Here is a 25,545-nt window from a genome sequence, read left to right as displayed (position 1 = left end):
GTGAAGCGCAACCCATCAGGAAGACGCTGCACGGGGGTTTCAGGCTCCCTTTTCCTCAACGGTGTTGGGCACCTGCGCACCCGGCCACGCGCCACGACCGAGTCCCCGAGCCGAAGGACCCCCCACGTGCCACCCAGCCACGCCGTACTCCCCGCCGACCATGACTTCGCCGCCTACGCCCGGACGCACTGGTCCCGGCTGGTCGTGACCGCGCGGCTGCTCACCGACGACGCCGGTGCGGCACAGGAGTTGGTGCGGAGAACGCTGGTGCGGATGTGCGCGCGGTGGCGGGGAGTTCCGCGCGACGACGTGGACTTCCACGTGCGGCGCTGTCTGGTGCGGAGCCATCTGCGCCCGCTGCGCGGAAGGCGGGCCGCACGCCGGCGGACGGTTCTGGTGCTGCGGATCTGGGAGGGGCTGGCGGACGCGGAGATCGCCCAGCTGCTGGGCTGCTCCGTGGGTGCGGTCCGTGCGCATGCCCGGCACGCGTTGAAAGAGGCCGGCGACGAACCCGTACGGCTGCGTGAGAGGTACACCCGTGCCGTCGAGGACCTCGTCCCGTCCGAGGCGCCGCTGGCCGATCTCCGGACACAGGGCCGTGTCCGGCGGCGGCGCCGGCTCGCGGTGACCTCGACGGCTTGTGTGGCGCTGCTCATGCCGGTGACGGTCGCCCTCCTCAGCGTCGAGCAACTCGGGGGCGGCGCGCGGGACGGAGGGTCCGGCGCCCGGGGCGAGCGTTCGGCGACGAGCCCGATGCGGGTCGTGGCGCCGGGCGAGCGGGTGACCGTGGGGCCGGGGGTACGGGTGTGGCTCACGGCCGACGGTGGGCACTGGTCGGTGCCCGATGCCCTCCCGCAGGACGACAACCACCTCCCCGTCGACGGGCCGGACGGTTCGGCGGCCGTCTCCGCGCGGGCGGACGCCGTACAGGGCGGCTTCTTCCTGTCGGGCCTCGTCCGGGGCCTGCGCGGCGAGCCGGGCCGCGTCGAGGTGAGAACCGGCGACGGCACCACCACCGCGAAGGTCCTCGTCCTCGCGGGCACTCCGGGATGGGGCGTCTGGTACGCGCCCGCGCCGCTGCCCGGGGAGGACATGAAAGCGCTTCTCTCCCTCGGCGGCGACGAGCGGATCGTCACCGTGTACGACGCCGCGGGCAAGGTCGCCGCACGGTCCGACCGCGAATGGTGGCGGATATGAACACGGCCCGGTGGCTGAAGAAGAGCAGGAAAACGGCCGGGAAGTCGGGCAGGCCCTCGACGCCCCGGCACCGCGAGCGCGTACCGCTGCGGGTCCGGTTCCGCCGCACCCGGGGCCGGCGACTGCGCCGGCTGCTCTACGCCTTCCTCGCGCTGGTCGCCACGCTCTGCGCGACGGCTGTCGTGGCGTACCACTTGACGACCATTCCGAAGCCGCACCCCGAGACCGTCACCCAGAGCACCGTGTTCCTCGACGCGGACGGGGCCTATCTGGGCCGGCGCGGACCGGTCGACCGGCAGGACGTCCCGCTGTCGGGGATCCCCCGGCATGTGCAGGACGCGGTGATCGCGGCGGAGAACCGCTCCTTCCGCACGGACAAAGGCATTTCGCCGCGGGCCATCGCACGGGCCGCGCTGGCCACGGTGACGGGCGGCGAGCCGCAGGGCGGCTCCACCATCACCCAGCAGTACGTGAAGAACGCGCTGCTGAGTCCGGAGCGTTCGCTGACCCGCAAGGCGCGCGAGGCGCTCATCGCGATCAAGCTGGACCGCACCCGCGGCAAGGACGAGATCCTGGAGGGCTATCTCAACACCGTGTACTTCGGCCGGGGCGCCGCCGGGATCCAGTCCGCGGCGCGCAACTACTTCGGCGTGGACGCGAAGAACCTGACGGTCGCGCAGGGCGCGGCGATCGCATCCATCGTCAACATCCCCTCGTACTACGAGAAGGCGGGCTCCGATCCGAAGGTGACCGCGAAACTCCGCAACCGCTGGGAGTGGGTGCTCGACGCGATGGCGGCGAGCAGGAGCATCACGGCGGAGCAGCGGGCGGCGGCGCGTTTCCCGGCGTTCCGTTTCTATCCTCCGGGCGAGACCGAGGGGCAGCGGCAGTATCTGATCGACGTCGCCGCGAAGGAGGCCGCCGACCGGCTCGGCATCACCGAGGACCAGCTGGCGAGCGGCGGCTACAACGTGACGACCACCTTCGACCTGGCACTTCAGGACACCGCCACGCAGCGGGTCGCGGAGCATCCCGGCGGCAAGGGCGGGGTGCGGTTGCACACCGCGGTCGTGGGGATGGTGCCGGGCGACGGAGCGGTACGGCTGCTGTACGGGGGTTCGGACTACGCGCGCCAGCCCTTCAACGACGCGGTGAGCGGGGCGGTGGAGGCGGGGACGGCCCTGGACCCGTTCACCAAGCTGGTGCGGGCGGACGACCCGCTGCGCGCCCTGCTCAGGACACCGGCGCCGACGCCGCTGAACATGGCGTCGGCCTACGCGACGGTCGCGGCGAACGGTGAGTACGCCACCCCGTACACCGTCGCGCGCATCACCCGGGCGGGCCGTACGGTCTACAAGGCGCAGCCGGATGTGCGGCAGGCACTGGACGAGGAGGAAGCGATGGTGGCGGGCGCGATGACCGGGAACCGGCCGGTCCCCGTGGGCGTCCGCCCGGCGGAGACGAACGGGTTCACCACCGAGGGGGCGGGTGGCGGAAAAACCCGGCGGACCGTGTGGACCACCGGCTACGACAGCCGGCTCACCCTGACGGTCGCGCTGTTCGCCGACCGGGCCGGCAGCAAGAAGGGCACGACGGCACCCGCCCGGCTGCCGAACGAGCCGCCGCCGACCGAGTTCGCGGAGAGCGTGGCGACGGCGATCTGGAGTGCCGCCACGAAGGGGGACCCGGAAGGCGCCGAGAAGGAGGATGCGGCGGGGCCGCCCTCCTCGGTGCCTACGTCGGTGCCTTCATCGGGGTGAGCGGCGGGCCGGGTGCTCGGCCATCGACGAAGCCCGGCCGCCGGTCGAGTCCCGGACGTCACCAGTTGATGGCGTCCTCCATCTCCTGCTGCCAGTAGGTGACCTTGAGCGAGTCGTCGACGTACACGCCCTTCGCGGGCAGCGACGGGTGGGCGCCCGTGCCGACGCTCCCGTTGCCGGAGCGGCCCTGGAAGTAGACGGACAGGGACTTCACGGTGTGGCCGTTGGTGCCGCTGCCGTCGGCTGCCGAGAGGTTCACGGAGGCGTAGCCGGACTCGCCCGGCTGGAGCGTGACGACCGCCTGGGGCTGCGAGTCCTCGATGACCGGCGGCACGGACTGGGCCTCGCCGAAGCGGACGGCCGGATAGCCGTAGAGGTAGCAGGTCTTGCTGCCGGTGTTGGTCACCGTGAGCAGCATGTGGTTCAGGGGGCGGCTCAGCGGGGCGGCGACCGTCTTGGTGTTGGAGCCCTCGCAGGTGACCGGCTTGGCGCCGGAGGAGGCGGGCGCCGTCGACGTGGGGGGCTGCGCCGCGGTGCCCGAACCGTTGGTGGAGGCCTTGTTGCCCGAGGAGCCCACGGAGTTCGAGGAGCCCGCGGAGTTCGAGGAGGAGTCGGAGCCGGCGTCCGAAGCAGACGCGCCGGAGGACTGGTTCGTGCTCGTGGAGGGCTGCACCTTCGCCGAGGCACCCTCGTCCTGGACGCCCGATCCGTCGCTGCAGGCGCCCAGGGAGAGCGTGGCGAGAACGGCGGTCGCGGCGGCGCCGGCCAGGCGGATGCGGGAGGTGCGGAGCTTCGACATGTGGCTGTGCCCTTCGTGTTCCGGTGGGTGGTGACTGGATGACCGAAGCTTGTGCGGTGATCCGTCCCAGCGGCCACGGATGGCGGGCAGTTGGGGACGCCGGAATGCTGGAATGCCCCCTGAGCAGGGAGAACGCGGTCCCCCTGGAACGCTCTTCTGGGACACGAAGGCTCTCGCAACGACTCTCCTTCCGAGACTCGTTGCGAGAGTTCAGGGTCGTGCGTGGGTCGTGTCAGCCCGCCTGCGACGGCGTCTGCTTCATGCCGTCGACGACGGCCCGGTTGATGACCGCGCTCGTGTAGAGCACCGTGCCGGGCTTGATCAGCGCGGCCTCGCCGGTGGCCTTCCGTACCTGGACGCTGCGATCGCCGAGGAAGACATGGGTCTTCTTGTCGAAGATCCACTCCTCCCGCTGGCCGCTGGCCTCGTCGAGCCGGGCCACCGCCACACCGTGCCGTCCCACCGCGTCCACGGCGTCGTTCACGACGACGACGCCCGGGATCTTCTCGGCGGCCTTGAACAGCGCCGAGTAGAGCTCCGCCGGCGGGTAGCTCTCGCCGAGCAGGTCCCCGATCGTGGTGAACGCCTGCTGGTCGGGCGAGTTGCCCATCCCCTCCGTCTCCTTGTAGATCTTGGCCAGCAGTGCGTCGGGGTCGGTGGTGAGCCTGGCCAGGTAGTCGTACGACGGAGCGTTCAGGTACGCCTCGCGCTCGTTGCCCTGCTCATCCGGGAGGCTGAGGGTCTCGCCCTCGGGGCTGTCGTTGACCGCGGGGTCGATCAGCCAGCCCTTGGTGCCGTCGGCGGACATCCACACCTGCCGGCGGTGCAGCCGGTGGCTGGCCAGGCTGCTCTTGTCGCCGACGGTCCTGACGAAGGTGTCGGCCGTCCTGGACTCGACGTAGACGTACTGGCCGGGCTTGACGGTCGGGTGGGGCACGTCGGCCGCCGCCAGCGAGATCCGGTCGAGCAGCTGCGGAACACCTTCGGTGCTCGCGGCGCCGAGCTGCGTGGTCAGGGCCGGTCCCGTCGCGAGGGCGCCGTCCTGAGCTCCGTCGTCGCCCGTGGCTCCGCCACCGCCGGACACCACGAACCCGGCGACGACGACGCCGGCCACGGCGGCCGCCATGGCGGGCAGCACGATCGCCGGACGCGGCAGCCGGAACCGCCGTACCTTCGCGGGCGCTGCGGTGGCTCCCGTCACCGTGTGCTCCTCACGCTGCATGTCATGGATCTGGGCCATCAGGCGCTCCCTGTGGAACTCGTGACGGCCCACCGGCAGGTCACGCGCCGTCCGGGACAGGAGCTCTGCACTCTCATCCCGCTCTGCCGGGTTCTGCCGGGACGTGTTCGCGTTCATCAGTTTCCCTCCTGTGCGGGCCGTATCGCGTTTGTGTGATCGCCTCTTATCTGTCGGCCGAGCAGGCCGCCTTCCCGTTTCCCGCGAACTTTCCCGTCCTGCCTGCCGGTTGCCGACCGGACGGCCGCGGCGGCGGGGCGCGCCGACTCCGCCTTCGCCCCCGCCTCGGCCGCGGCCTCCGCCAGCGCACGCAGCTTCTTGCGGGCCCGGGAGAGCCGGGAGGCCACCGTTCCGACCGGGATTCCCAGCGCCTCCGCCGCGGCCTCGTAGTCCAGACCCTCCCCCAGGCAGAGCGTGATGACCTCGCGCTCCGGTCTGCGCAGCGCGGCGAGCGCGGTGAGGGCCGTCGCGAGACGCCGCCGGTCGTCGACCCGGTCGGCCACCTCGTCGGCGTGGTCGGCCACCGACAGCTCGGCAGCCGCGGCCGCGGTGGCCGCCGCCCGGTAGCGCCGGTTGCTCCGGTACTGGTTGCGCGCCGTGTTGGTGGCGATGCCCAGCAGCCAGGGCCGCAGAGAGCCGCCGTCGGGCTCGACCCTGTCACGCAGCCGCCATGCCTCCAGGAAGGTCGCGGCCATCACGTCCTCGGCCACCGACCAGTCGGCGGTCAGCCGGAAGGCATGGTTGTACACCGCGCGGGAGTAGCTGTCGAAGAGCTCGGCGAACGCGCCCGGCTCCCCGGCCCGTACCCGGGTACGCATATGAGTGCTCACCTCAATGAGCTGTCCGGCACCCCACACCGACTTCCCGTGACCCGCATCACACTCGGCGCCCTGCGCCGTTGACCGAACACCCCGCATGCTCTCACCCGGCCGATCGGACCGGGACTCCGGCCGGTCGGACCGGAAGCCTGACCGGTCGGCCGACGCGGTGCCGTCAGGTGGCTGCCTAGGGTCGGTCCCGACCGGATACGACCGGCATACCGCAGACCGAGGGGGAGCGTTCGATGGACCAGCGACCGAGTACCGGAGTGCACAACGGCGCCACGGACATGGCCGGAGCCACCGTGGAGTTCGAGTGCGACGCCATCGACCTGTTCGTGGCGGCGCTGCGCGGTGCGATCAAGCATGAGGCAGCGGCCGCAGGGACCGAGCACCTGCTGGCCGCGCTCGTCATGGGAGACACGGACGCGGGTGCGGCGATCGCCCCGGGGATGCGGAAGGCCGGTGCGCTCAGTGGCCTGATCGCCGGGCGGGGCGGCCGGGGCTGGGTGAGCGACGACGGGGACGAGGACGCGGGCACGACCGTCGCGGCCGGTGCCGACGAGGACGAGGTCACCACCGCCTGGCGTGAGGCGCACTGGCGGCTCGGGCTCGCCAAGCGCGGACCGGCCGCGGACGTCGGCCGTGCGTTGCCCGGGATGACCGGCGCCCTGCGCCGGTGCCTGCTGCTCGCGCTCGCGTCGGCCCGCGCCGAAGGGACGGTCTCGGTGCGCTGCCGGCATGTGGCGCGGGCGCTGCTGGAGCTGCCGGAGAGCCGGGCCCGGGAGGCGTTGGTGCTGCAGCGGCTGGACCTGGCAGCCGCAGCAACCGCACTCGACGTGCTGGACGCGAGCGCCCCGGCGGAGACCGGACTGCCGGAATCCCGTGGCGTCACCCTGCTCCGCCGGGCCGGGACGCTGGGCAGGAGCGGCAACCGGCTGACGCGCGCGCTGACTTCGTGGACCTCCGGGACCGGCGTGTACGGCTCACCGATCGTGTTCGCGGTGAGTGTCGAGGCCGTACGGCAGGCCGCGCGGTGCGGGCGTTCCGCCGCGGAACCCGTGGATCTGCTGCTGGGCATCCTGGCCCTGGACCGCTCCCTTGCCGTTGCCGGACGCTCCCTGCCCGCGGAGCCGGCCGACGCCAACTCCGCCGCGGGGCTGCTGCGCAGGCATGGCGTACGGCAGGACTCCCTGACCCGGGTGGCCATGGAACGCACGACAGCGGCCCCCGCGGACAGCGCCTCCGCATCGGATCGCGATGCCGACCGGATACGGCTCTCCGACTCCGCCGAGCGGGCCAAGGCGGTCGCGCAGCTCACCGCCGCCGAGCACGGCTCGCCCTCGGTCGGTACGGTCCACCTGCTGGCCGCGCTGCTCGAAGCGGAGGACAACCAGGTGGTCCGGCTGCTGTTGGCCGCCTCGCGGGTGGACGTCGCCGCGCTGCGGGCGGAATTGCCGCGCCGGGCGGGCGCGTGACCCACGGGGACGTGACAGCCGGGGAGCCCGAGGCCGCCGTCGACTCCATGGAACGCCGCCCCGTCAGCGCGGCGGTGCGGTGGCTGCGCCGCGAGGCGGGCGCGAGCCGGGCCGCCCTGCGCGCCGCCTCGCGCCGTACGGTCGCCGTCGACGCGTCGCTGTCCGCGCTGACGGCGGTCCTCGGGCTGCTGCCGCTGCTGCTCGTGCACCCGCAGCACCCGGTTCCGGCGGTCCTGCAAGCACTGTGGGCGGCGCTGCTGGTCGCCGTACGGCGTGGCCGTCCCGTCGCCGCGGTCGTGGGTGCCGCGCCGCTGGTCATGGGCGGCAACGTGTGGACGCTGCCGGTGATCGCGCTGATCGTGCTGTCCGCCACGCGCCGTATCGCACCGTCCCGGCGTGCCTGGCAGGTCGTGGGCGCGGCCTGTGCCGTCCTCGGTGTCCTGACCGTCGCCGTCGGCCTGTTCCGGTGGGAGCACCTGCCGAGGGACCTGGCCGACAACGCGCTCTCCGCGGCGCTCCTCCTGCTGCTCCCCGCCCTGTCCGGGATCCTGCTGGGCCGCCGCCGGCCCTTGACCGGCCTGCTGCGGGAGCGCAACGCCTATCTGGAGCAGAGCCGTGCGCTCACCGCGGAGGCGGCCCGGCTGGAGGAGCGGACCCGGATCGCGGGCGAGATGCACGATCTCCTGGGCCACCGGCTGAGCCTGATCTCGGTGCACGCGGGAGCGCTGGAACTCGCCGCCGCCCGGCAGGCACCACCCCTGGTGGGGCAGGTGGAACTGCTGCGCACGACCGCCGGCACGGCCATGGAGGAGCTGCGCGAGATCCTCGGCGTGCTGCGGCGCGCGGAGCCGGCGGACGCGATGGATCCGACGGACGGGAGCGGGAACGGGGGCGCGAGCGAGCGGGGGACCCGCGAGGACATCACCGCCCTGGTGGCACAGTCCGGGCAGGCGGGCGGCGGCCCCGTCGAACTGGACTGGTCGGTTCCCGATACGGCCGAGGTGGGCGCCCGGGCCCGGCAGGCGATCCACCGGGTGGTCCGCGAGGGGCTGACGAACGTGCTCAAACACGCGTCCGGCGCCCCCACCCGGGTGGAGGTCAGGAGCACGGACGCAGGCATCGAGGTCGACGTCACGAACGGGCCGCCGCGCGAGGCCGGCCGTTCACAGGGCGGAACTCACAGTGGACTGGCCGGACTTCACGAGCGCATCTCGTTGCTCGGCGGCTCATTCGGGGCGGGGCCCCTGCCGGACGGCGGCTTCCGCGTGACGGCACGGCTGCCGACCGATGCGATCAGGTCCGTGTCCGGGCCGCTCCCGAAAATCTCCGCCGGGCCACTCCCTCCTCCGAGAGGAGCTCACGCCCCGCTGTCGACCGAGGTCCTGACCTGGCCGCGCGTCCTCGGAGCCGGCTGCGCGTCCGTACTCGTGGTCCTGCCGACGGCAGGCTTCCTCGTCGTCGTGCTGCTGGCGGCGCTGAGGTGAATCCCGAACGGGGAATTACGGGAGAGGAGTTACGGGAGAGGAGTTACGGGAGGAGAGTTACATGCACCGAGTTACGCAGGCAGGAGTCACAGAGTCCTAGGATGAGCCGATGATCCGAGTCCTGATCGCCGACGACGAGGCGCTGATGCGCACCGGTATCCGGCTGATCCTGGAGAACGCCGACGACATCGAGGTCGTGGCCGAAGCCGGGAACGGCAGGGAGGCCGCCGCGGCCTGCCGCGCCCAGGACATCGACGTCGCCCTGCTCGACATCCAGATGCCGGTCGCGGACGGTATCGCGGCCGCCGAGGACATCACCCGCCTGTCCCCCCGTACGCATGTCGTGATGCTGACGGCCTTCGGCGAGGAGGCCGGCGTCACGCGCGCCCTGCGGGCCGGCGCCGGCGGCTTTCTCCTCAAGGACACCGGCCCCACCGAACTGATCCGCGCCGTGCAGCTCGCCGCGAAGGGGGAGCCGGTCCTGGCACCCCGGGTCACCCGCCAACTGCTGGAACGCCATGTGCAGTCCGGCCGCGGCACCGAAGCCGCCCTGCACAGGATCGCCGAGCTGACCAGCGCCGAGCGCGATGTCCTGGGCCTGCTCGGTACGGGACTGTCGAACTCGGAGATCGCCGACCGGCTGTACCTCAGCGCCGGCACCGTCAAGGCGCACATCAGCCGCATCCTGACCCGCACCGGCTGCGCCAACCGTGTCCAGGCAGCCGTACTGGCCCACGACGCCGGACTGCTCGACGGCCGCTGAGCCGGCGGGCGAACCTGCCTGTCAGGCAGACGCCGTCAGGAATTCTTCCCCCTCGGCGGGCCCCTTGAGGAGCTCGATCAGACTGGTCACGCTGTCGTCGGCACGGTCGGCTGCCGTGCCGCGTCGGCGAAAAGTCTGTCCCGGCGGGACCACATGTCCATGCCCGTCGGCGCTAGGGTTGTGGCACGAGGCAGAGGGTGCTGAACCGTTCGGAGCACGGGTGCCGTGCCCGCCCGGATCCCTCGCCGCGCCCCCGAAACGAAGGTGCCATGCCCGCTGAGAACGCCCCTGTCGCCGGGAACCTCGACGACGACGACTATCCCGCCTACACCATGGGACGGGCCGCCGACGTTCTCGGCACCACTCCCGCCTTCCTGAGGGCCATCGGGGAGGCCGAGCTGATCACTCCCCTGCGTTCGGGAGGTGGTCACCGCCGGTATTCGCGGCGCCAGTTGCGCATCGCCGCCCGCGCCCGTGAGCTCGTCGATCAGGGCACCCCCATCGAGGCGGCCTGCCGGATCATCTCCCTCGAGGACCGGCTGGCGGACGCCCTCCGCCTGAACCGGGACATGCGCAGGAAGCTGGACGAGCGCGGCCCGGATACCTAGTCCCGCCGGTACAGAAATGCAGGCTGCCGCGGGATGAGACTCAATACTCGGCGCCGAAAACACACGGGTACTTACGGCCGGGCTGTGTTAGCGTGATACCAGTTGCAGTTTTGGTTGCCAGAGATTTGTTTCTTTGCAGAGCTTTCCGGATCTTTCCGGAGGGGTGATCATCGCGGCGACTCGGACCCGTAAAGTGCGGAGTCCGGCACTGCCCCCCAAGGGAGATTCAATATGGCATCTGGCACCGTGAAGTGGTTCAACGCGGAAAAGGGCTTCGGCTTCATCGAGCAGGACGGCGGCGGCGCTGACGTGTTCGCCCACTACTCGAACATCGCCACCAGCGGCTTCCGCGAGCTTCAGGAAGGCCAGAAGGTTACCTTCGACGTCACGCAGGGCCAGAAGGGCCCGCAGGCCGAGAACATCGTTCCCGCCTGACGCTGACGCGTACTACGTGGCTGGGGCCCGCGCTCTTGGGGTGCGGGCCCCAGCTCTTTGCATTTCCTGACGTTCCCGGATTGTCAGCAGCCTCGGATTCACCGCCGAGAGGTCCGGATTTTCGAATTCCTTCGGCTCATTCTCGTGCCGTGGAGGCATCCATGCGTTGCGTCATCGCCCGTTTCCCCTTCGACCTGATCAAGAGCGAGGTCGAACAGTCGATGAGCGGCATCACCCCCGAACCGGTCGTCGGCGTGGCCGTCACCATCGGCCGTCGCGTCTACCCCGTGATGCAGGTCGGCGAAGTGATCACCCGGCAGAACCGCCGCGACTTCACCGCGGGCGAGATGCGCCGGGCGCTGACCAGACTGGGCTTCGTCTGCCACGACACGCCGCCGGTGCCGCCGACCCGGGACGCGCGAGCTGACGAAGGTGCGCTCGGCTGGTGATGCCTCGCCTCCTGCCACGCCCCGACGCCCGTCGTCGGGCTAGGCTCCGGAGGCATGACACACCCTGACGACCTGCTCGTCGCGATCGCCGCGATGGTGGAGTCGCGGCACAGCAGCCAGATGTCCCTGACCGTGGTGGTTCCGGGAGCCGTCATCACGGGCCGGCTGGCGCCGGAATCCCTGTGGAAGGAGCGGGTGGCCGAAGTCCTGCGGGACTCCGAGGACCTGGGGCAGTTCGCCGCCGCGTTCACCCGGCGCCGAGACGACCACGAGGCCGACCGCCAGGACGGCGACGGCCGCGGGCCGGACCACGGTGACCGGCCCACGCACCTCCACTTCCACGTCGCCCGGATCCTCCAGGGCAGTTTCGGCATCCCCGACACGGGTGGCATGTACCGGGTCGCCCTGGAGGAAGTGAGCGCCTGGACCATCGGCGACATCGGCTACTCGGACCAGTAGGACCGGACGCCCTATTCGGCCCCGGTGCCCGTCACCTCGGTCACCTTCCACCGCTGGTTGGCGCCGGAGTTCCCCAGCCACACGCCGACCCCGGCGCCCTCGTCGGTGGACTGGCCGGAGACCTCCGCGAGACGGCCGGTGGCGGCGTTGACCAGGGTCCAGGTGCCGTCGCCCGTCGTCGACATGATCCACTGAGCGGCGCTGTCCCGGCGCCCCTCGTCCGGCTCGGCCACCAGGGCCCCGTCGCGGACGGCGAGGCGCTTGCCCTCGCTCGCCTCGGTGAAGGCGTACCGCTTGCGGTTGTCGGAGCCGCTGATCTGCTCCACCCGCCACTGCTGACCGCTGGGGTCGGCGGCGTCGGCGCTCCTGATGACCAGTCCGGTGCCGTTGTCGGCGATGGTGAGGTCCTTGCCGCTCTGGGCGCCGGTCAGCCGATAGGTGTGGCCCTTCTTCAGTTCGGCCGCGTCCTTCGCGACGCCGGACACGCCCTGGACGAGGAACGACGTCACCGACTGGGCGGGCACGGTGACCGTGGCCTGCTCGCCGCTGACCCGGACCGCCTTCTGCCGCTCCAGCTTGCCGTCGGCGCTGGTCACCACAGGGGTGACGGTGGCCCGGGAGGACACCCGGCCGAACTTCGACAGGTCGAGCGTGACCTCGCGTGTCTCGGCGGTGCTGTTGACGTGGACGACGGTGGCCGCGTCGCCCTTGCGGGAGACGGCCGCGGTGCTGGAGGTGTCGTTCGTCTTGATCAGCCGGTCGCCGGGCTTGATGTAGTGCGTGAAGTTCCGGGCGGTGTCGAACTTGGTGTTCGTGTAGATCGGGCAGGACTTGAGTGTGTCCTGTGACGTGCAGCTGAACGACAGCTGGATCTCGCCCCAGTTGCCGCCCTTCGCGGACTCGCCGCCCGGCTTCATGTTGTCGTAGTCCTCGACGGGCTGCCAGAACACCCAGGCGCGGGGCTCCAGTTCGCGCAGGTCGTCGACGATGCGCTGGGCGAGGCCGAGGCCGGGCCGCATGTCCGTGAAGCTCTGGCCGTCGCCCCAGTCGCCCTCGACCTCGCTCATCCACAGCGGCTTGTCCGCGGCCTTGGCCAGGTCGCGGACGGTGGTGCGCTGGCCGGTGCCGTAGGTGTGGACGTTCATCTGGCCGACGAGGTCGCGCACTTCCCTCGGGTAGGAGTTCCAGTTCGTGGCGAAGGTGCCGGGGTTGGTCTCGTCCATCGCGGAGATCTCCGCGTGGGTACCGGAGTTGGCGAGGGTCGGGCCCAGCGCGCTGATCACCTTCTGCTGGAGTTCGGGACCGATGTGCGCGCCTTCCTGACGGCCCCCGACGGGCTCACCGTCCGGGCCGAGCTTGGTGCCCCAGTAGTTCGTGTTCGGCTCGTTGAACGGGTCCAGGGTGTCGACCTTGATGCCGTGCGCCTTCTCCAGGCGTTCGGTGGCGCCCACCAGATACTTGGCGAAGTCGTCGACGGACTCGGTCTTGAGCTGGTCCTTGCCCGCGTCGAAGTTGCCGGAGACGTAGCCGCTCTCGGTCATGAACCAGGGCGGCGAGTTGCTGAACGTCTCCCAGTGGGTGATGTCCTTCTTGATGCGGTCGATCCACCAGCGCTGCGTCTTGTCGGCCTTGTTGTTCCAGTCGGCCGGGTCGTCGGCGTCCCACCAGTCGACGTCCTCGCGGGTCGTGCCCGCCGGAGCCTTCCACCAGCCCTGGACCGCACCGCCCGCCCGCAGGTAGTCCTTGACGTCGGGGGCGTTGCCGCCGCCGATGTTGTAGCGGGCGATGTTCAGCGCGAGGCCGTCGTCGCCGAACAGGAGCTTGGCCAGCCTCTCGCGTATCGCGGGCGGGTAGTCGCCGGTCGCATTGGCGAACCAGACCAGGCTGGTGCCCCAGCCCTCGAACTTCTCCTGCTTGTAGGAGGGGTCGGGCACGACGGTGACCGCGGCGGTGGCGGTCGTGTCCGCGTGCGCGGCCGGCAGCGTGGTGGCGGCCAGCACGGTCCCGGTCGCGAGGGCCGTGATGCCGACCCCCAGGAGCCTTCTCTTACGGGTTCGGTGTGCCATGTCGAGTACTCCAGCGGGGTGCGGTTCGGTGTGGTTCGGTGTGTTCTCGTATAGTTTCTGCTCGGAATGTTTACGTAAACATGCGTTCGCGGGATGTCTACACTGTCCGAATCTCAGGGGTCAAGGAGTCGTCCGGGACCGAAAGTTGCGCAGCCCGGCGACCGAGGGGACAAGGTGGGCAGGATGGGCACAGCGGACGGTGACGACACCCGGGCGGGGACGAGGAAGCGTGCCGCTCGCCCCCGTCAGGGCGCCTCCATGGCCGACGTCGCGCACCTCGCCGGGGTCTCCTCCCAGACGGTCTCCCGCGTCTCCAACGGGTTCCCGGGCGTGAACGAGCAGACCCGGCAGCAGGTCCTGGCCGCGATGCGGGAGCTGGGCTACCGGCCCAACAGCGCCGCACGGGCCCTCAGGCGCGGCGAGTTCCGCACCCTCGGCGTGATCACCTTCTCCCTCTCCACCATGGGGAACATCCGAACCCTGGAGGCGATCGCGACCTCCGCCGCCCAGCACGGTTACGCCGTCACGCTGCTGCCGGTCGCCGTCCCCACCCAGGACGAGGTGAACGGCGCCTTCTCCCGCCTCGGCGAACTCGCCGTGGACGCGGTCATCGTCATCATGGAGATCCATCTGCTCGACGCGGCCACGGTCTCCCTGCCGCCCGGCGTCCAGGTCGTGGTCGCCGACTCGGACGCCGGCGACCGCTACACCGTGGTCGACACCGATCAGGCGGGCGGCGCCCGCGACGCCGTACGGCATCTGCTGGACCTCGGCCATGACACGGTGTGGCACCTCGCCGGGCCGGAGGACTCCTTCGCCGCGCAGCGCCGTGCCAACGCGTGGCGCGGCGCCCTCACGGAGGCGGGCGTGGACCCGCCGCCCCTGGTGCGCGGCGACTGGTCGGCGGAGTCCGGATACCGGGCCGGTCTGCGGCTCGCCGAGCAGCCGGACTGCACGGCGGTGTTCGCGGCCAACGACCAGATGGCGCTGGGCCTGCTGCGCGCCCTGCACGAACGCGGCCGGAGGGTCCCCGACGACGTCAGCGTCATCGGCTTCGACGACATCCCCGAGTCCGCGTCCTTCCTGCCCCCGCTCACCACCATCCACCAGGACTTCGCCGAGGTGGGCCGCCTCTGTGTCGAGGGCGTCCTGAGCAAGATGCGGCACGGGGGCCCCGACCATGGCACGACGCTCGTCCCGACCCGACTCGTGGGACGCCGGAGCACGGCGCCGCCGCCGGAGGGCATTGTTCGCGGCTGAGCGCGGGGGGACCGAACGATCCGTGGCCGCGTTGGACTGGTCCCACGTGCCGGGATCCGGCCCGTGCAGACACGATCGGCGCGCGGAGAGGGGTCGTTGGATGGGCGACAGGAGGAGCAAGAAGAGGAGCGTCGCCGTGGCGGCCGCGGCCGGGCTGGTACTGGCTGTCAGCGGGTGCAGGGGCGGGACGGACGAGGGGCGGACGGACGAGGGCCGGAAGGCCGGCGCGTCGGGAACGTCGGGCAAGGGGTCGGCCGAAACGGCACCGGCCAAGTCACCGTCCGGGCGGCTGGTCAAGTGGGTCGGCAGCCTGTGCGAGTCGACCGCGGCGCTCAAGGAGTTGCGTTCGCGGAGCGCCGCGGACCTGAGGGAGATCCGGAGTGCGGACGCCCGGACCGACCTGGTCGCCAGAGCCCGCGCCGTCGGCCACCTCGCCGTCACGCCGTCGGCGGTGGAGGACGTGGAGCGCGGCCTGGCGGACCTCGGCCCGTCCGGTGTCCCATCGGCCGACCGGCTGCGCGACGCCTGGCTGAAGAGGGTGCGGGGCGTCAGGGCCGAACTCGACGGGGTGTCCCCGAACCCGGCGGACGGCGACGCGCAGGGCAGTGCCGCCGAGGTCGACAAGCTCGTGCAGTCCCTCACCTCGCCCCGGCCGGACCTGCCCGCGCTGACCAGGAAGGACGCGCGACTCACGGCCGCCCACGAGCGGGCGGAGCAGTGCGCCCCGGGCTGGAAGCCCGACGCGCCGGGCGAGGACACCGCCTCACCGGTACCCGACCCCGACGGCCCGCTTCCCAAGGCTGCCGACGGCAAGAACTACGGCGCGTGCTCGGACGGCGCCTGCGAGGTCCTGGTGATGTCCACGGCGGACATCACGGCGAACGACGTCGATGTGCACGTCTCCCTGGGCGACGACCACGTCACCTTCCAGACGGCGGCACCCTGATGCAGCTCGGCGGCGAGGCCGGCTTCGGCGACCGGCTTAAGGCGACCGTCGTCGCACACGACAAGGAGGGCGCGGTGCTGAGGTTCACGACCCCCCTGAGCCGACCCGAGCGCCATCCGCGGAAGGCCGCCGCTGCCCGCTCCTGCCGCCCCTCGCACATGTCCCGGCGAGCAGCGTGGCGTCCCGCAACGCGGCCGTCAGACTGGGGTGTTCGGCACACACCGGCCGAGGAAGTCGGCCCGCACTGCGATGACGACCCGCAGCCGGCTGCCGGCGTCGGTGGCGGCGACGAGGCGGTCGATGAAGGCGTCCCGGTCGGCCGGGTCGGCGCCGAGCGTGTACAGCTCCTCGAACCGGTCGACGATCAGCCAGGTGTCGGCATCGGTGTCCGGTACGGGCACGAGCCGCTCGGCGTGGGTGCGCAGCGGGTCCGCGCCGGGCGTGAGGATGCGTAGGGCCGCGGGAGGCGCGTCCCGGGGTCGCCGTCCGCGTCGGCGCCGGGCGGCGCAGCCGGGGGATCAACCCGGCGCGGCGCAGGGAGGACTTGCCGCTGCCGGAGGGGCCGAATACGGTCGTGTAGCGGTGTTTGCGTTTCAGCTCGGTGAGCCGCTCCAGAAGCTGGTCGCGGCCCAGGACCAGATCGGCGTCGCCCGGTTCAAACCGGGTCAGGCCACGGTATGGCGGCCGGGAGCCGTCGTGGGCCGCGGCGGCCAGCTCGTCCGAAACCTCGCACCAGCGCCGATTCCCCGGCCCCACTATGGGAAGGCAGCTCCCTCTCCCGTCACCGGCATGACGGGAGCTTGGATGTCATGTCACGGATGACACATCGGTAAGTTCTTGGCGCGGCGTGCCTGCCGGTACGCGTCGTACAGGCCCTCGCCCTCAACGCAGGGCAGGTTCACGTTCGCTCCGTCATCGTCCAAGGTTCGGCAGGCCGCGCACTTCACGGAGTGCTCACCCAGGCGCCGCAGGGCGGTTTGCTCGCGTGTCTCGCCCTTGATGGCGAGCCGCTCGTAGTGATCGCACAGGGCGTTCAAGACGCGGGCCAGTCGTCGGGCATGGACAACCCGGGACTCCCATGTCGCGCCCGGCATGTGACGCAGTTTCCCGCGGGCCTCGCCAACGCACCCCAGGGCACAGAACGTCGAAGTGTCCTTGGGCCGCGGGCCGACTGCCCGCTCCACCTCGGGAATGATCAGTGCCAGGTGCCCGCGCAGGGTGAGGGTGATCGTGTCGAGTTCGCCGGCGTTGGGTGGCAGCGCATCCGGGGCGTCATCCGGCCCGAGCAGTCGGCGCACACTGGCGCGCATCGTGAGGATGTCCGGCGGATCGGCCGAGCCCTGGTCTGCCGGAGCGGGAAGGTGGGGGGTATCTGTTGCCATGTCGGCGCTCCAGTCAGCATGGGCCACGGCCGGGGAGGCCAACACCTCGCCGGGGTCTCAGGCCTCAACCTTCGGTGCACGTAAGGCTTCTGACTTCCCTCCGAGAGGTACCCATGATGGGTACCCTCACGACAGACCACGCCGTCACCGAGCGCGATGAGGCGCCTCATGTCCCGTCACGTGCCCCCAACCGCGCTTCCTCGGAAACTACTTGAGCGCCCGGACGTGCGATCTGCGCTTGCTGCGCACGACTTCGGCACCGTGATCCACGTCGCCCGCGCCGAGGCGGGCATCAGCTACTCGATGATCGCGGCTGAGTGCGGCATCAAGCCGGAGCGCGTGGGAACGCTGGCCAGGGGACAGGGCAAGGTCGCTACCTTCGAGAAGATCGTCGCCATCGCCGATGCGTTGCGTATCCCTGGTCACATGGTGGGGCTGGCCCGGCGCCCGTGGGAGGGGGCGCCCGCGGGCTCGGCGGATGCGGGACGTCGGGAGTTCCTCAAGACATCCGCTGCCGCGGGCCTCGCCGTGGGCCTCCCCGAACTCTCCCGGCCCTCGGACGGTGGCCGAATCGCCGACGATCTGCCCGAGCGACTACGGCAGCGCGCGGCCCGCTTGCGCCGCCTCGACGACGTCCTCGGCGGCGGCGACACCTACCGCACCTACCTCGGCGAGTACCAGGCCACCAGAACGCTCCTGTTCCGCGGCTCGTATACCGAAGAGACGGGCCGCAGGCTGTTGTCTGTGCTCTCCGAGCAGGCTCAGCAGGCCGGTTGGGCGGCGTTCGACGGCGGGCGGCATGCCGAGGCGCGGGGCCTGTACGAAGCCAGCCATAAGGCCGCGGTCGATGGCGGCGATGCCGCGCTCGCCGGGAACGCGCTCGCCTTCCTGGCGTACCTGGGACTGTGTGGAGACCAGCAGACCCGGCACAACGCCGTGCAGACCGCCGCCCGAGCGTGTGCCATGGCCGGCCGGGACGCGGCACCAGGGGTGCGGGCCCTGCTCCACGAGCGGCTCGCCTGGGCGCACGCGGTGGCGGGCCGGGCCGACGAGGCGGAGCGTGCCCTGGACGCCGCTCGCTACGCGCTCGCCGAGGTCGACGGCTTGCCCCAACCCGACTGGGCGGCGTGGGTCGACGAGACTGAGCTGCAGATCATGTCCGGCCGGTGCTGGACGGCGCTTCGCCGCCCGCTGCGGGCGGTGCCCGTCCTCGAAGCAGCGCTCGCCCGGTACGACGACTCACACGCGCGGGACAAGGCGCTGTATCTGACGTGGCTCGCCGACTCCTACCTGGCCGCCGGGGAGATCGAGCAGGCGGCCACGGTAACGGGCCGCGCGCTCAACCTGTCCTCCGGGGTCGCGTCCGTACGCCCGCGCGAGCGGCTGGCGCCGGTACTGCGACGGCTCGGCGAGCACCAAGCGCTGCCCGTGGTCGCCGACGTCCTGGGCATGGCTCGCAGTTGAGCTACTCGGCAGGGCTGGTGTTCGCGGTGATCCAGTCGAGGCAGCCCTTCGCGCCGGTCTCGATCGCCACGGCGGCGATCTCCGGGTTCCGCCATGGATGGTTCGCCAACAGGTGGATCTCGAGTTCCGGGTAGCGGGCTCGGGTGGTCTTCAGCAGCAATTGCCATTCCTCGCCGGTGCCGAACTCGCCGTCGTGCCAGAACGCGGACGTGACGGGGCCGATGATCTGCGCGCCGGCGGCGAGCCGTTCGGCGACGGCCGTGCGGGCGAGGTCGATGGCCTGGTCGCGGGTAGGAGTCGCTGTGGATACCTGGAGGTAGTCAGCCATGGGCGGGAGCGTATGCGGCGTCCATGACCATGTGAAAGGCCCCCCACGCGGCCGTAGTGGGCCGTGGCGGTGGGCCTCTTGCTACGCCTTCGGGACTGTCCACTCCACCGGCTCATCCAAATCCCCCGGCGAGTACAGCACCCGCTCGGCCCGGCCGAACTCCTCGGGCACCTCGAACAGGATGTAGCCGCGCACGCAGTCCCCACCCCGCACCTTCGCGTCCAGGGGGTACATCGGCTGGGGCAGGCCGCTCCCGCTCACGTGCGTCGGCTCCACCCGCGCCCCGTCCTGGTAAGCGAGGGACCATGTGAACGGACTCACCTCGATCGGCTCGTCACTGCGGTTGCACACCTTCACCTGGACCGTCGCGAACTTCTGCCCATCGTGCAGAAGACCCGGCGGGCTGGCGACGCCCTTGTCCTTGTAGATGATCGTGGCCGCCGAGAAGTCTTTGTCATCTGCGCTGATGTCGACGATGTCGCCGAGCTTGTATGTCTCCAGCCTGGGTGACGACATGGGGCTCGGGGTTGAACCGTCCAACTTCGTGGCCGAGGCTTTCCCGACGGTCGGCTCATCGGTTTCGTCGGACGAGCAGCTGGAGGTGAGGCCTGCGAATAGCAGGCAGGCGGCGATGACGGTGCGGGTGCGCATAGTCCCCCTGGACGTGCGTACTGGAGAGGGCATCATGTGCCGGTGAAGGACTCATCAGCGTCATGTGGTCGCGTTGTTGAGTCACGCACCACGATGCGCTCCGGGGGCGCATCCGGACACGGACCCTGCCCCGCCAATCGCAAGAGCAACGAGGCCGGGGCTGACGGCGTGAGCACCACACGGTCTGGATCAATCGGCGAAAGCGTACGGCCTACTTCCCGATGCTGACCTTGTCGTTGTCGAGGAGCGCGGTGTGCGTCGCAGCGGTGATGATCAGAAGGACCATGAGGAACCCGGGCACTGGGCTGGTGGAATCGGGGTTGGGACTGATCGCGAAGGCGATGGAGAACACGGCGATCTCCCCCACGATGTAGGCGATGGCCAGCCATGGCTTCACCACACCCTTGACGGCGGCGACGACGAAGGGGACTGCGGCCGCGAGACCGACGGTCACGATCGGAACCAGTACCCAGATGACCTTGGCGACCGTGGAGTTGAACATGCGCGGCCGGGCTGGCGTCAAGGGCTGATTGAAGTAGGGGTTGCTGGTCATACGCGGCTCCCGTGGTGTCGATGGCGTGTGGGCAGTGTGCTGGTGTTACGAGCGTTTGTCAGGGTTTTCCCGGTGTATTGCCACCCGCGAGTGACAGGCAAGGACGTGAGAGGCCCTCACGGCCGTGCCGTCGCCGGACGCGGCCGCGACGTTGATCGGTTCGGTCGCCCTCGCCGGACACTCGGCAGATGCCGCGGTCGGAGCGGCTGAACATCGGCGCGCGGATGCCCGACTTGGAGGCGCCGGTACCAAGGTCCCTGTCGTTGACGGCGTGCCCCACCACTTTCAAGCAGAAGGGCAGGACGGCGTTCGCGCTGATGCCCGGCGGCAGGACTCGCGTCGGGCCGCTGCGCGGCGTGGACGGCGATGATGCCGAGGGCGGACCGCGCTTGGCGAGGTCGGCGCCTCCCGTTTGCTCGGTGCCGGAAGCGGGCCTGCCGAACAACCCCGTACAGCGGTCGACTGGTCGTGGGACGTGGCCGCGACGGCCATGGCGCGGTCCGAGCCCCCGCAAGGGGGGAGGACTCGGCCGCCGCTCCCTTCGTCCGTACCCAACACGCTGAAGGGAGGCCATGCACCGACGACTTCGCGCCCGGCACCTCGCCGTGGTGCTCGGCGCGGCGGCCCTCGGGCTGACGCTCACCGCGGCCACGGTGAACGCCGCGCCCGTCCCTCCGGCTCCCACCGTCGCCGAGCGGTACGGCTGGGGCGACCCGCCGCCCCAGGGGTCGGACGAGTTCGACTACACCGGGCGGCTCCCCGGCGGCTGGCGGACCGGCGACCCGAACAAGGCGGCGCTCGTGGTCTGCGCAGACACGGCCGAGAACGGGGCCGCCGTCGAGACCTGCTCCTACGAGAACGACAGGTCCGAGTACCTCCCCCACGAGGTGACCTTCCACAAGGTCAAGATCCCGTTGAAGGTGTACGAGCTGCGCACCGGAAAGCGCCTCGACCCGCGCTCGGTGCAGATCGGCGGCACGAGCTGCCCGCGGACGCTGTACTACGAGTACAACGGCGGCTACGGCCTCGGGCCGGGCGACCAGTTCGTCTCCGCGTCCGAGTCGGGTGTGCGGGACGCCTTCCGGCCGGTCGTCGAGCGGTGACCTCGCATGCGTCCGCCGGCCCAGGAACTCCCGAGGGCCGGTGGACGTTTGCAGGAGGACACACGGAACACATGCAACACACGCAGTCGACCTGAACGACATGGGCTGAAGCCGAGGTGGCACGGATGGCGATGTGGGATCGGATCAAGGACCAGGCCAAGGGTCTGCAGCAGCAGGCACAGGCCGGGCGGAGCTCAGGCGGGCACGGGCGGCCGGGTTCCGGGTCCTCGGGAGGATCCAAGGCCCAGCTGGTGAGCGCGCTCAAGACCCAGCTCACCTCCCTCAAGACGGAGCTGAAGAGCGGCGCCTACCGTGACGCCAGCATGGCCATGTGCGCCCTGGTCGCCGCCGCCGACGGCAATGTCGACCCGGCCGAGCGCCAGCATGTGGAGTCGCTGATCCTGAACAACGACGTCCTGCAGAACTTCCCGTCCGAGCAGCTGCGGCAGCGCTTCAACAAGCACGTCGACCAGCTGTCCTTCAACTTCCAGCAGGGCAAGGCCGAGGCCCTGCAGGAGATCGCCAAGGCCGCGAAGAAGCCGACGGAGGCCCGGGCGGTCGTCCAGACCGGCTTCGTCGTGGCGGGCGCGGACGGCTACATCGCACCGGCGGAGGAGCAGGTCCTGCGCGAGGCTTGCTCGACGCTCGGCCTGTCCCCGCAGGAATTCGGCCTCTGACGCCGGCACTGTTCACTCGCTTGCCCCCGCTCCTCAGGCCCCGCAGGTGCTACCCGTGGTGTGGAGGATGAGGCGGCGGGGGCGGCATGGTCGTCAGGTCGGGGGCCGGCTCCGGCCAGACCAGCAAGAGTGGGCAGGGGGCGTGGTCCACGACGAAGCGGCTTGCGGGGCCGAGGCTGTGGGGGCCGAGGGTGGCGCGGTCGCCGTCCCGGGCCAGGACGAGCAGTTCGGCGCCCTCCGTCGCGGCGACGACCTCGCGCTCGACGCGGCCGGAGCGCTCGACGCGCGTGCAGGGGCGGTCGAGACGCTCGGCGGCCGCCTGCAGGAGGCTCTCGGCGGAGGCGGCGGCGAGGTGCTCGACGCGGGTGCCGGGATCGCGCTCGGGGTGGCCCCGGCCGAGCAGTCCGGCGAACGCGCCGTGCGCGACGTCCGCGGCCTCGTGCCCGGTGACGTGCAGCAGGACGACCTCGGCATCCTCGGGCGCGTGCCGGCGCGCGGCGTCCACGCAGGCGGGCCAGGTGCCCTCGACGATCCAGACGACCACCGCCATGGGATCAGCCTCCTCCGATCACGGCCAGTGAGGCCCACAGTGCCGGCACCGCGGCGAGGAGGCTCGCCGGTACGGCGTACAGACCGAGCCGGGTGAATTCCCCCAGCTCCACCTCCGCGTCATGCGCGTGGACGATACGCCGCCACAGCAGCGTGGCAAGCGAGCCGGCGTAGGTGAGGTTGGGGCCGATGTTCACCCCGATCAGCACCGCGAGGACCGCGCCGGGGCCGGAGCCGGCGGCCAGTGGCAGCAGGACCAGCACCGCGGGCAGGTTGTTGATGACGTTGGCCAGTACGGCGGCCAGCGCCGCGATCCCGAGCAGGGCCGCCAGCCCCGTGCCGTCGGGGATGAGATGGCCGAGGGCCGTGTCGAGCCCGTTGTCGACGACCGCGCGGACCACGATCCCGAGCGCCAGCACGAAGGCCAGGAACGGCACCGAGACGGACCGCAGCAACGCCTTGGGGGATGTGCTGCGCCGCAGCAGGGCCCGCACGGCGAGGACCACCGCGCCGGCCAGGGCCGCCCAGGCCGGATCGATGCCGACGGCCGACGTCAGCACGAACCCGGCCAGCGTGCACCCCACGGTCACCAGGGCGAACAACGGCAGTTCGGGGGCGTCGGCGGTGTGCGGGGCCTGCGCCCCGGCGTCCAGGTCGGTGGCGAAGAAGCGCCGGAAGACCACGTACTCCACGGCGATCGCGGCCACCCACGGCAGCGCCATCAGCGCGGCGAACCGGGTGAAGCTGAGCCCGCTGGCGGCGAACGCCAGCAGGTTGGTCAGGTTGGACACCGGCAGGAGCAGGGAGGCCGTGTTGGACAGGTGCGTGCAGGCGTAGACGTGCGGCTTGGGGCGGGCCCCGAGCCGGGCCGCCGTCGCGAACACCACCGGCGTGAGCAGCACCACCGTGGCGTCCAGGCTCAGTACGGCCGTGATCGCCGACGCGGCCAGGAACACCTGCATCAGCAGGCGACGGGGCCGGCCGGCGGCCGTACGCGCCATCCACGCCCCGCACGCCTGGAACAGCCCCTCGTCGTCGCAGAGTTGGGCGAGGACCAGGACGGCCGCGAGGAAGCCGATCACCGGCCCGAGCTGTTCGGCCTCGTCCAGCGCGTGGCCCGGGGAGATCGCGCCGGTCGCGACCACCAGCGCCGCGGCCGGCACGGCGACCACGGCCTCCGGCCAGTTGAAGGGACGGACGACGGCACAGACCAGCACGAGCACGAGCATGGCCACGGACAGCGTCTCGGCGAGCGGGGTGTTCAGGTTCGGTCCTTCCGTGCAGCGACGGCCGGGCCGCCGGTGGATCACGCCGCACGGTACTCCGTGAAGGTGAGCCGGACCTGACGCCGACTCCCCGACGCCCCGGCGGACCCACGCCGGCGGACCGTCAGGCGTCGCCCTGCGGCTCCCCCTCCGGCCGGAAGGTGACCGCGCGGCCCGAGAAGCGGGCGCTGAGACCGTCGGCCGTGGGGGTGACCGAGCGCAGGTGCAGCCCTTCGGGGATGTTCCGCAGCTGGATCGGCCGCTCGAAGACCTTGTCGAGGACCGCGCTCCCGACGGTCGGCAACGCCCCGCCCGAGACGGTGAAGTCATCGAAGGCGATGCGGTTCGCGGAGTCCGCCGAGACGGTCGTCGTCACGGTGACCTCCTCGCCGAGGGGCAGGAGGACGACCGCGCTCACCCGGCCCGGACGGCGGCCCTGGGAGATCTCCAGCCCGAGCGCGTTCGAGACGTCCGCGTACGACAGGAAGGCGGTGGCCTGCGCGCTGCGGGCCCGTGCCTCGCTGTCGTCGTCGGACTTCGTCAACCCGTCGAGCTGGAGGGAGAGTTCGCTCAACGGCAGCGGGCGCGTGGTCCCGCGGGCCGGTATGTCGTGGGCGGTGATGTCGACGTGGTCCAGGGTGCCGGACGCCGCCTGCGTCACGACGGGGAAGCCGCGGACGTGCACCTCGGGCTCGACAGGTGTGTCCATGCCCTCCTGGAACGCCTTCGCCGTACGTGACTCGATGCGCGCCGCCACGAACCGATCGGCGGCGACGGGCAGGAGGGTCAGTGTGAGCAGGGCGGCGACGGCGACGGCGGTGACGCGTCGTCCGCCGCGGCGGGGACGGGGGCGGTGGGGCTCGTTCGGATCCATCGGCTCGTGCGGGGTGTACGGCTCGTAGGGCTCGTACGCCGACTCGTAGGCGTAGTCGGGGTTGTGGTCGATGTCGGGGCCGTAGTCGTGGTCGTGTCCGTGCTGTTGGGACCGGCGCATGCGCGGGGGCCTCCTCAGTGGGGTCGGTGGGGCGGACGGATCCGGTCGGTGGCGTGCCGCCGCCGGACCGTGACGGCGGCTGTGTCGCTGTCGACTCCGGCGGCGATCAGCGCGGCGGTGGCGGCACCCGTGCCGTCGTCGGCCCAGATCCCGGCGTTGACCGTGCCGAGCAGGGCGAGCAGGTGGGCCTCGATGGCGCCGCTGAGCGGGCCGGGCGGTACGGCGCCGTGGAAGACGCCCTGGCGCTGCCCCTCGGCGAGGATGCCGGCGACCCGCTCGCGGGCCGGGGCGAGGAGGTCGCTCACCTGCTCGCTGCCCAGGTCCTGGCGGGCGAGGCCCATCAGCGTGCGGTAGCAGTCGCCGACCGGCCACAGGGTGAGGACGAAGTGGGCGAGGTCACTCGCGGGGCTGGCGTCGGGGTCGGGGTCGGGGTCGGAGTGGGGGTCGCCCGGGCCCGTTCCGCTCGTATCGGCGACGGCAAGGCGTATCGCCTCCGCCGCCTCTCCCGCGAGCCCCTCCACCAGTGCCGCCCGGCCGGTGAAGTGCGTGTAGACGGTGCGCCGTGCCACCCCGGCGGCTTCGGCGATGTCACCGAGGCTGCAGTCGGGGTTGCGGCCCAGTTCCCGCAGGGCCGCGTCCAGGATGCGGGCGCGCGTGGCACGCGTCGTACGGCGGCGGCGTACGGGGCGCGGGGCTGTCGGGCTGGTCACGTCGGCACCTCGGTGCGGAGGGAGGGGTCGGTGGGCTCACCGCGATATTTGCACATCGACGGGCAAGAAACTAGTCTGCTCAGTGATGTGCAAATAACTCACCTCCCCTG

The 25,545-nt window shown here is 71.4% G+C and carries 27 protein-coding genes and 1 pseudogene; 14 read left to right on the top strand and 14 right to left on the bottom strand.

All coding sequences use genetic code 11. The annotated features are described in order from the left end of the window. Window positions 1-126: 126 nt before the first annotated feature. Window positions 127-1,197: a sigma factor-like helix-turn-helix DNA-binding protein gene (locus ACWGDB_RS24455; protein WP_453824348.1), complete on the top strand. Its 1,071-nt coding sequence runs from the start codon at window positions 127-129 to the stop codon at window positions 1,195-1,197. After that, window positions 1,194-2,957 (top strand): transglycosylase domain-containing protein, encoded by a 1,764-nt coding sequence (locus ACWGDB_RS24450; protein WP_453824347.1) that lies wholly within the window; start codon window positions 1,194-1,196, stop codon window positions 2,955-2,957. The genes ACWGDB_RS24455 and ACWGDB_RS24450 overlap by 4 nt, the downstream gene beginning before the upstream one ends. A 58-nt stretch (window positions 2,958-3,015) precedes the next feature. Here the strand turns inward: ACWGDB_RS24450 and ACWGDB_RS24445 are convergent, their stop codons facing one another. The 3 genes from ACWGDB_RS24445 to ACWGDB_RS24435 all read right to left on the bottom strand — a co-directional run bounded on the left by ACWGDB_RS24445 (window position 3,016) and on the right by ACWGDB_RS24435 (window position 5,811). Further along, a complete protein-coding gene (locus ACWGDB_RS24445) occupies window positions 3,016-3,756 on the bottom strand; it encodes a DUF4232 domain-containing protein (RefSeq protein WP_453824346.1) in 741 nt (246 codons plus the stop codon). A gap of 232 nt (window positions 3,757-3,988) precedes the next feature. Then, the gene (locus tag ACWGDB_RS24440) at window positions 3,989-5,113 is read right to left on the bottom strand and encodes a CU044_5270 family protein (protein ID WP_453824345.1); all 1,125 of its coding nucleotides are present in this window, start codon (window positions 5,111-5,113) and stop codon (window positions 3,989-3,991) included. Then, the gene (locus ACWGDB_RS24435; RefSeq protein ID WP_453824344.1) at window positions 5,113-5,811 is read right to left on the bottom strand and encodes an RNA polymerase sigma factor; all 699 of its coding nucleotides are present in this window, start codon (window positions 5,809-5,811) and stop codon (window positions 5,113-5,115) included. Before ACWGDB_RS24435 ends, ACWGDB_RS24440 begins: the two co-directional genes overlap by 1 nt. A 245-nt stretch (window positions 5,812-6,056) precedes the next feature. Between ACWGDB_RS24435 and ACWGDB_RS24430 the strand changes: the two genes are divergently transcribed. The 7 genes from ACWGDB_RS24430 to ACWGDB_RS24400 all read left to right on the top strand — a co-directional run bounded on the left by ACWGDB_RS24430 (window position 6,057) and on the right by ACWGDB_RS24400 (window position 11,487). Continuing rightward, window positions 6,057-7,289, top strand: a complete 1,233-nt coding sequence (locus tag ACWGDB_RS24430; protein WP_453824343.1) for a Clp protease N-terminal domain-containing protein — start codon at window positions 6,057-6,059, stop codon at window positions 7,287-7,289. Between the two features lie 11 nt (window positions 7,290-7,300). Then, on the top strand, window positions 7,301-8,773 hold the full coding sequence (locus tag ACWGDB_RS24425) for a sensor histidine kinase (RefSeq protein ID WP_453824342.1): 1,473 nt from the start codon (window positions 7,301-7,303) through the stop codon (window positions 8,771-8,773). Between the two features lie 109 nt (window positions 8,774-8,882). Beyond that, window positions 8,883-9,536, top strand: a complete 654-nt coding sequence (locus ACWGDB_RS24420; RefSeq protein WP_453824341.1) for a response regulator — start codon at window positions 8,883-8,885, stop codon at window positions 9,534-9,536. Window positions 9,537-9,805: 269 nt separating this feature from the next. After that, window positions 9,806-10,144, top strand: a complete 339-nt coding sequence (locus tag ACWGDB_RS24415) for a MerR family transcriptional regulator (protein ID WP_383613959.1) — start codon at window positions 9,806-9,808, stop codon at window positions 10,142-10,144. Between the two features lie 231 nt (window positions 10,145-10,375). Further along, the gene (locus tag ACWGDB_RS24410) at window positions 10,376-10,579 is read left to right on the top strand and encodes a cold-shock protein (RefSeq protein ID WP_007383480.1); all 204 of its coding nucleotides are present in this window, start codon (window positions 10,376-10,378) and stop codon (window positions 10,577-10,579) included. Window positions 10,580-10,740: 161 nt separating this feature from the next. Then, window positions 10,741-11,028 (top strand): SCO5918 family protein, encoded by a 288-nt coding sequence (locus ACWGDB_RS24405; RefSeq protein WP_383614126.1) that lies wholly within the window; start codon window positions 10,741-10,743, stop codon window positions 11,026-11,028. Window positions 11,029-11,082: 54 nt separating this feature from the next. Then, window positions 11,083-11,487 (top strand): hypothetical protein, encoded by a 405-nt coding sequence (locus ACWGDB_RS24400; protein WP_453824340.1) that lies wholly within the window; start codon window positions 11,083-11,085, stop codon window positions 11,485-11,487. A gap of 11 nt (window positions 11,488-11,498) precedes the next feature. Here the strand turns inward: ACWGDB_RS24400 and ACWGDB_RS24395 are convergent, their stop codons facing one another. Continuing rightward, window positions 11,499-13,553: a glycoside hydrolase gene (locus ACWGDB_RS24395; RefSeq protein ID WP_453824339.1), complete on the bottom strand. Its 2,055-nt coding sequence runs from the start codon at window positions 13,551-13,553 to the stop codon at window positions 11,499-11,501. Window positions 13,554-13,811: 258 nt separating this feature from the next. Between ACWGDB_RS24395 and ACWGDB_RS24390 the strand changes: the two genes are divergently transcribed. Both ACWGDB_RS24390 and ACWGDB_RS24385 read left to right on the top strand, forming a co-directional pair. Further along, the gene (locus ACWGDB_RS24390; RefSeq protein WP_453824430.1) at window positions 13,812-14,813 is read left to right on the top strand and encodes a LacI family DNA-binding transcriptional regulator; all 1,002 of its coding nucleotides are present in this window, start codon (window positions 13,812-13,814) and stop codon (window positions 14,811-14,813) included. A 100-nt stretch (window positions 14,814-14,913) separates the two neighbouring features. Next, window positions 14,914-15,759 (top strand): hypothetical protein, encoded by an 846-nt coding sequence (locus tag ACWGDB_RS24385; RefSeq protein ID WP_453824338.1) that lies wholly within the window; start codon window positions 14,914-14,916, stop codon window positions 15,757-15,759. A gap of 197 nt (window positions 15,760-15,956) precedes the next feature. Here ACWGDB_RS24385 and ACWGDB_RS24380 read toward each other — a convergent pair whose 3' ends face one another. From ACWGDB_RS24380 to ACWGDB_RS24370, 3 genes and pseudogenes are all read right to left on the bottom strand, one after another. Continuing rightward, on the bottom strand, window positions 15,957-16,160 hold the full coding sequence (locus ACWGDB_RS24380) for an nSTAND1 domain-containing NTPase (protein ID WP_453824337.1): 204 nt from the start codon (window positions 16,158-16,160) through the stop codon (window positions 15,957-15,959). 46 nt (window positions 16,161-16,206) lie between these two features. Next, window positions 16,207-16,515, bottom strand: a pseudogene (locus ACWGDB_RS24375) (nSTAND1 domain-containing NTPase); the annotation flags it as partial. Between the two features lie 56 nt (window positions 16,516-16,571). After that, the gene (locus ACWGDB_RS24370; protein WP_453824336.1) at window positions 16,572-17,141 is read right to left on the bottom strand and encodes a DUF6415 family natural product biosynthesis protein; all 570 of its coding nucleotides are present in this window, start codon (window positions 17,139-17,141) and stop codon (window positions 16,572-16,574) included. Window positions 17,142-17,366: 225 nt separating this feature from the next. On the opposite strand from ACWGDB_RS24370, the gene ACWGDB_RS24365 reads away from it, so the two are divergent. Continuing rightward, window positions 17,367-18,605, top strand: a complete 1,239-nt coding sequence (locus ACWGDB_RS24365) for a twin-arginine translocation signal domain-containing protein (protein ID WP_453824335.1) — start codon at window positions 17,367-17,369, stop codon at window positions 18,603-18,605. 1 nt (window position 18,606) lies between these two features. Here ACWGDB_RS24365 and cutA read toward each other — a convergent pair whose 3' ends face one another. From cutA to ACWGDB_RS24350, 3 genes are all read right to left on the bottom strand, one after another. After that, the gene (gene cutA / locus ACWGDB_RS24360; protein WP_453824334.1) at window positions 18,607-18,933 is read right to left on the bottom strand and encodes a divalent-cation tolerance protein CutA; all 327 of its coding nucleotides are present in this window, start codon (window positions 18,931-18,933) and stop codon (window positions 18,607-18,609) included. A gap of 81 nt (window positions 18,934-19,014) precedes the next feature. Then, a complete protein-coding gene (locus ACWGDB_RS24355; protein WP_453824333.1) occupies window positions 19,015-19,449 on the bottom strand; it encodes a DUF4352 domain-containing protein in 435 nt (144 codons plus the stop codon). Between the two features lie 346 nt (window positions 19,450-19,795). Then, window positions 19,796-20,137: a hypothetical protein gene (locus ACWGDB_RS24350; protein WP_453824332.1), complete on the bottom strand. Its 342-nt coding sequence runs from the start codon at window positions 20,135-20,137 to the stop codon at window positions 19,796-19,798. Window positions 20,138-20,709: 572 nt separating this feature from the next. Between ACWGDB_RS24350 and ACWGDB_RS24345 the strand changes: the two genes are divergently transcribed. Both ACWGDB_RS24345 and ACWGDB_RS24340 read left to right on the top strand, forming a co-directional pair. Continuing rightward, the gene (locus ACWGDB_RS24345; RefSeq protein WP_453824331.1) at window positions 20,710-21,240 is read left to right on the top strand and encodes a hypothetical protein; all 531 of its coding nucleotides are present in this window, start codon (window positions 20,710-20,712) and stop codon (window positions 21,238-21,240) included. Between the two features lie 125 nt (window positions 21,241-21,365). Continuing rightward, window positions 21,366-21,917: a tellurite resistance TerB family protein gene (locus tag ACWGDB_RS24340; RefSeq protein WP_369272302.1), complete on the top strand. Its 552-nt coding sequence runs from the start codon at window positions 21,366-21,368 to the stop codon at window positions 21,915-21,917. Between the two features lie 49 nt (window positions 21,918-21,966). Here ACWGDB_RS24340 and ACWGDB_RS24335 read toward each other — a convergent pair whose 3' ends face one another. The 4 genes from ACWGDB_RS24335 to ACWGDB_RS24320 all read right to left on the bottom strand — a co-directional run bounded on the left by ACWGDB_RS24335 (window position 21,967) and on the right by ACWGDB_RS24320 (window position 25,435). Beyond that, on the bottom strand, window positions 21,967-22,467 hold the full coding sequence (locus ACWGDB_RS24335) for a universal stress protein (RefSeq protein WP_453824330.1): 501 nt from the start codon (window positions 22,465-22,467) through the stop codon (window positions 21,967-21,969). 4 nt (window positions 22,468-22,471) lie between these two features. Next, entirely contained in the window at window positions 22,472-23,731 is a 1,260-nt protein-coding gene (locus ACWGDB_RS24330; protein WP_453824429.1) for an SLC13 family permease, read from the bottom strand. Between the two features lie 124 nt (window positions 23,732-23,855). Beyond that, window positions 23,856-24,725, bottom strand: coding sequence for an LmeA family phospholipid-binding protein (locus ACWGDB_RS24325; protein WP_453824329.1), 870 nt, complete (start codon window positions 24,723-24,725; stop codon window positions 23,856-23,858). Between the two features lie 14 nt (window positions 24,726-24,739). Beyond that, window positions 24,740-25,435 (bottom strand): helix-turn-helix domain-containing protein, encoded by a 696-nt coding sequence (locus ACWGDB_RS24320; protein WP_453824328.1) that lies wholly within the window; start codon window positions 25,433-25,435, stop codon window positions 24,740-24,742. Window positions 25,436-25,545: the final 110 nt, after the last annotated feature.

Source organism: Streptomyces sp. NPDC055013 (genome assembly GCF_053608645.1).
The sequence above is the reverse complement of the archived record's forward strand: the minus strand, read 5'-3'. Positions and strand labels throughout refer to the sequence as shown.

Bases quoted from the DNA above. Each gene is read 5' to 3' on its own strand.
- ACWGDB_RS24345 (WP_453824331.1), top strand. From the start codon at position 20,710: ATGCACCGACGACTTCGCGCCCGGCACCTCGCCGTGGTGCTCGGCGCG.
- ACWGDB_RS24385 (WP_453824338.1), top strand. From the start codon at position 14,914: ATGGGCGACAGGAGGAGCAAGAAGAGGAGCGTCGCCGTGGCGGCCGCG.
- ACWGDB_RS24450 (WP_453824347.1), top strand. From the start codon at position 1,194: ATGAACACGGCCCGGTGGCTGAAGAAGAGCAGGAAAACGGCCGGGAAG.
- ACWGDB_RS24420 (WP_453824341.1), top strand. From the start codon at position 8,883: ATGATCCGAGTCCTGATCGCCGACGACGAGGCGCTGATGCGCACCGGT.
- ACWGDB_RS24440 (WP_453824345.1), bottom strand. From the start codon at position 5,113: ATGAACGCGAACACGTCCCGGCAGAACCCGGCAGAGCGGGATGAGAGT.
- ACWGDB_RS24435 (WP_453824344.1), bottom strand. From the start codon at position 5,811: ATGCGTACCCGGGTACGGGCCGGGGAGCCGGGCGCGTTCGCCGAGCTC.
- ACWGDB_RS24335 (WP_453824330.1), bottom strand. From the start codon at position 22,467: ATGGCGGTGGTCGTCTGGATCGTCGAGGGCACCTGGCCCGCCTGCGTG.
- ACWGDB_RS24400 (WP_453824340.1), top strand. From the start codon at position 11,083: ATGACACACCCTGACGACCTGCTCGTCGCGATCGCCGCGATGGTGGAG.
- ACWGDB_RS24405 (WP_383614126.1), top strand. From the start codon at position 10,741: ATGCGTTGCGTCATCGCCCGTTTCCCCTTCGACCTGATCAAGAGCGAG.
- ACWGDB_RS24355 (WP_453824333.1), bottom strand. From the start codon at position 19,449: ATGTCGTCACCCAGGCTGGAGACATACAAGCTCGGCGACATCGTCGAC.
- ACWGDB_RS24350 (WP_453824332.1), bottom strand. From the start codon at position 20,137: ATGACCAGCAACCCCTACTTCAATCAGCCCTTGACGCCAGCCCGGCCG.
- ACWGDB_RS24415 (WP_383613959.1), top strand. From the start codon at position 9,806: ATGCCCGCTGAGAACGCCCCTGTCGCCGGGAACCTCGACGACGACGAC.
- ACWGDB_RS24445 (WP_453824346.1), bottom strand. From the start codon at position 3,756: ATGTCGAAGCTCCGCACCTCCCGCATCCGCCTGGCCGGCGCCGCCGCG.
- ACWGDB_RS24410 (WP_007383480.1), top strand. From the start codon at position 10,376: ATGGCATCTGGCACCGTGAAGTGGTTCAACGCGGAAAAGGGCTTCGGC.
- ACWGDB_RS24340 (WP_369272302.1), top strand. From the start codon at position 21,366: ATGGCGATGTGGGATCGGATCAAGGACCAGGCCAAGGGTCTGCAGCAG.
- ACWGDB_RS24395 (WP_453824339.1), bottom strand. From the start codon at position 13,553: ATGGCACACCGAACCCGTAAGAGAAGGCTCCTGGGGGTCGGCATCACG.
- cutA (WP_453824334.1), bottom strand. From the start codon at position 18,933: ATGGCTGACTACCTCCAGGTATCCACAGCGACTCCTACCCGCGACCAG.
- ACWGDB_RS24370 (WP_453824336.1), bottom strand. From the start codon at position 17,141: ATGGCAACAGATACCCCCCACCTTCCCGCTCCGGCAGACCAGGGCTCG.
- ACWGDB_RS24390 (WP_453824430.1), top strand. From the start codon at position 13,812: ATGGCCGACGTCGCGCACCTCGCCGGGGTCTCCTCCCAGACGGTCTCC.
- ACWGDB_RS24325 (WP_453824329.1), bottom strand. From the start codon at position 24,725: ATGCGCCGGTCCCAACAGCACGGACACGACCACGACTACGGCCCCGAC.
- ACWGDB_RS24430 (WP_453824343.1), top strand. From the start codon at position 6,057: ATGGACCAGCGACCGAGTACCGGAGTGCACAACGGCGCCACGGACATG.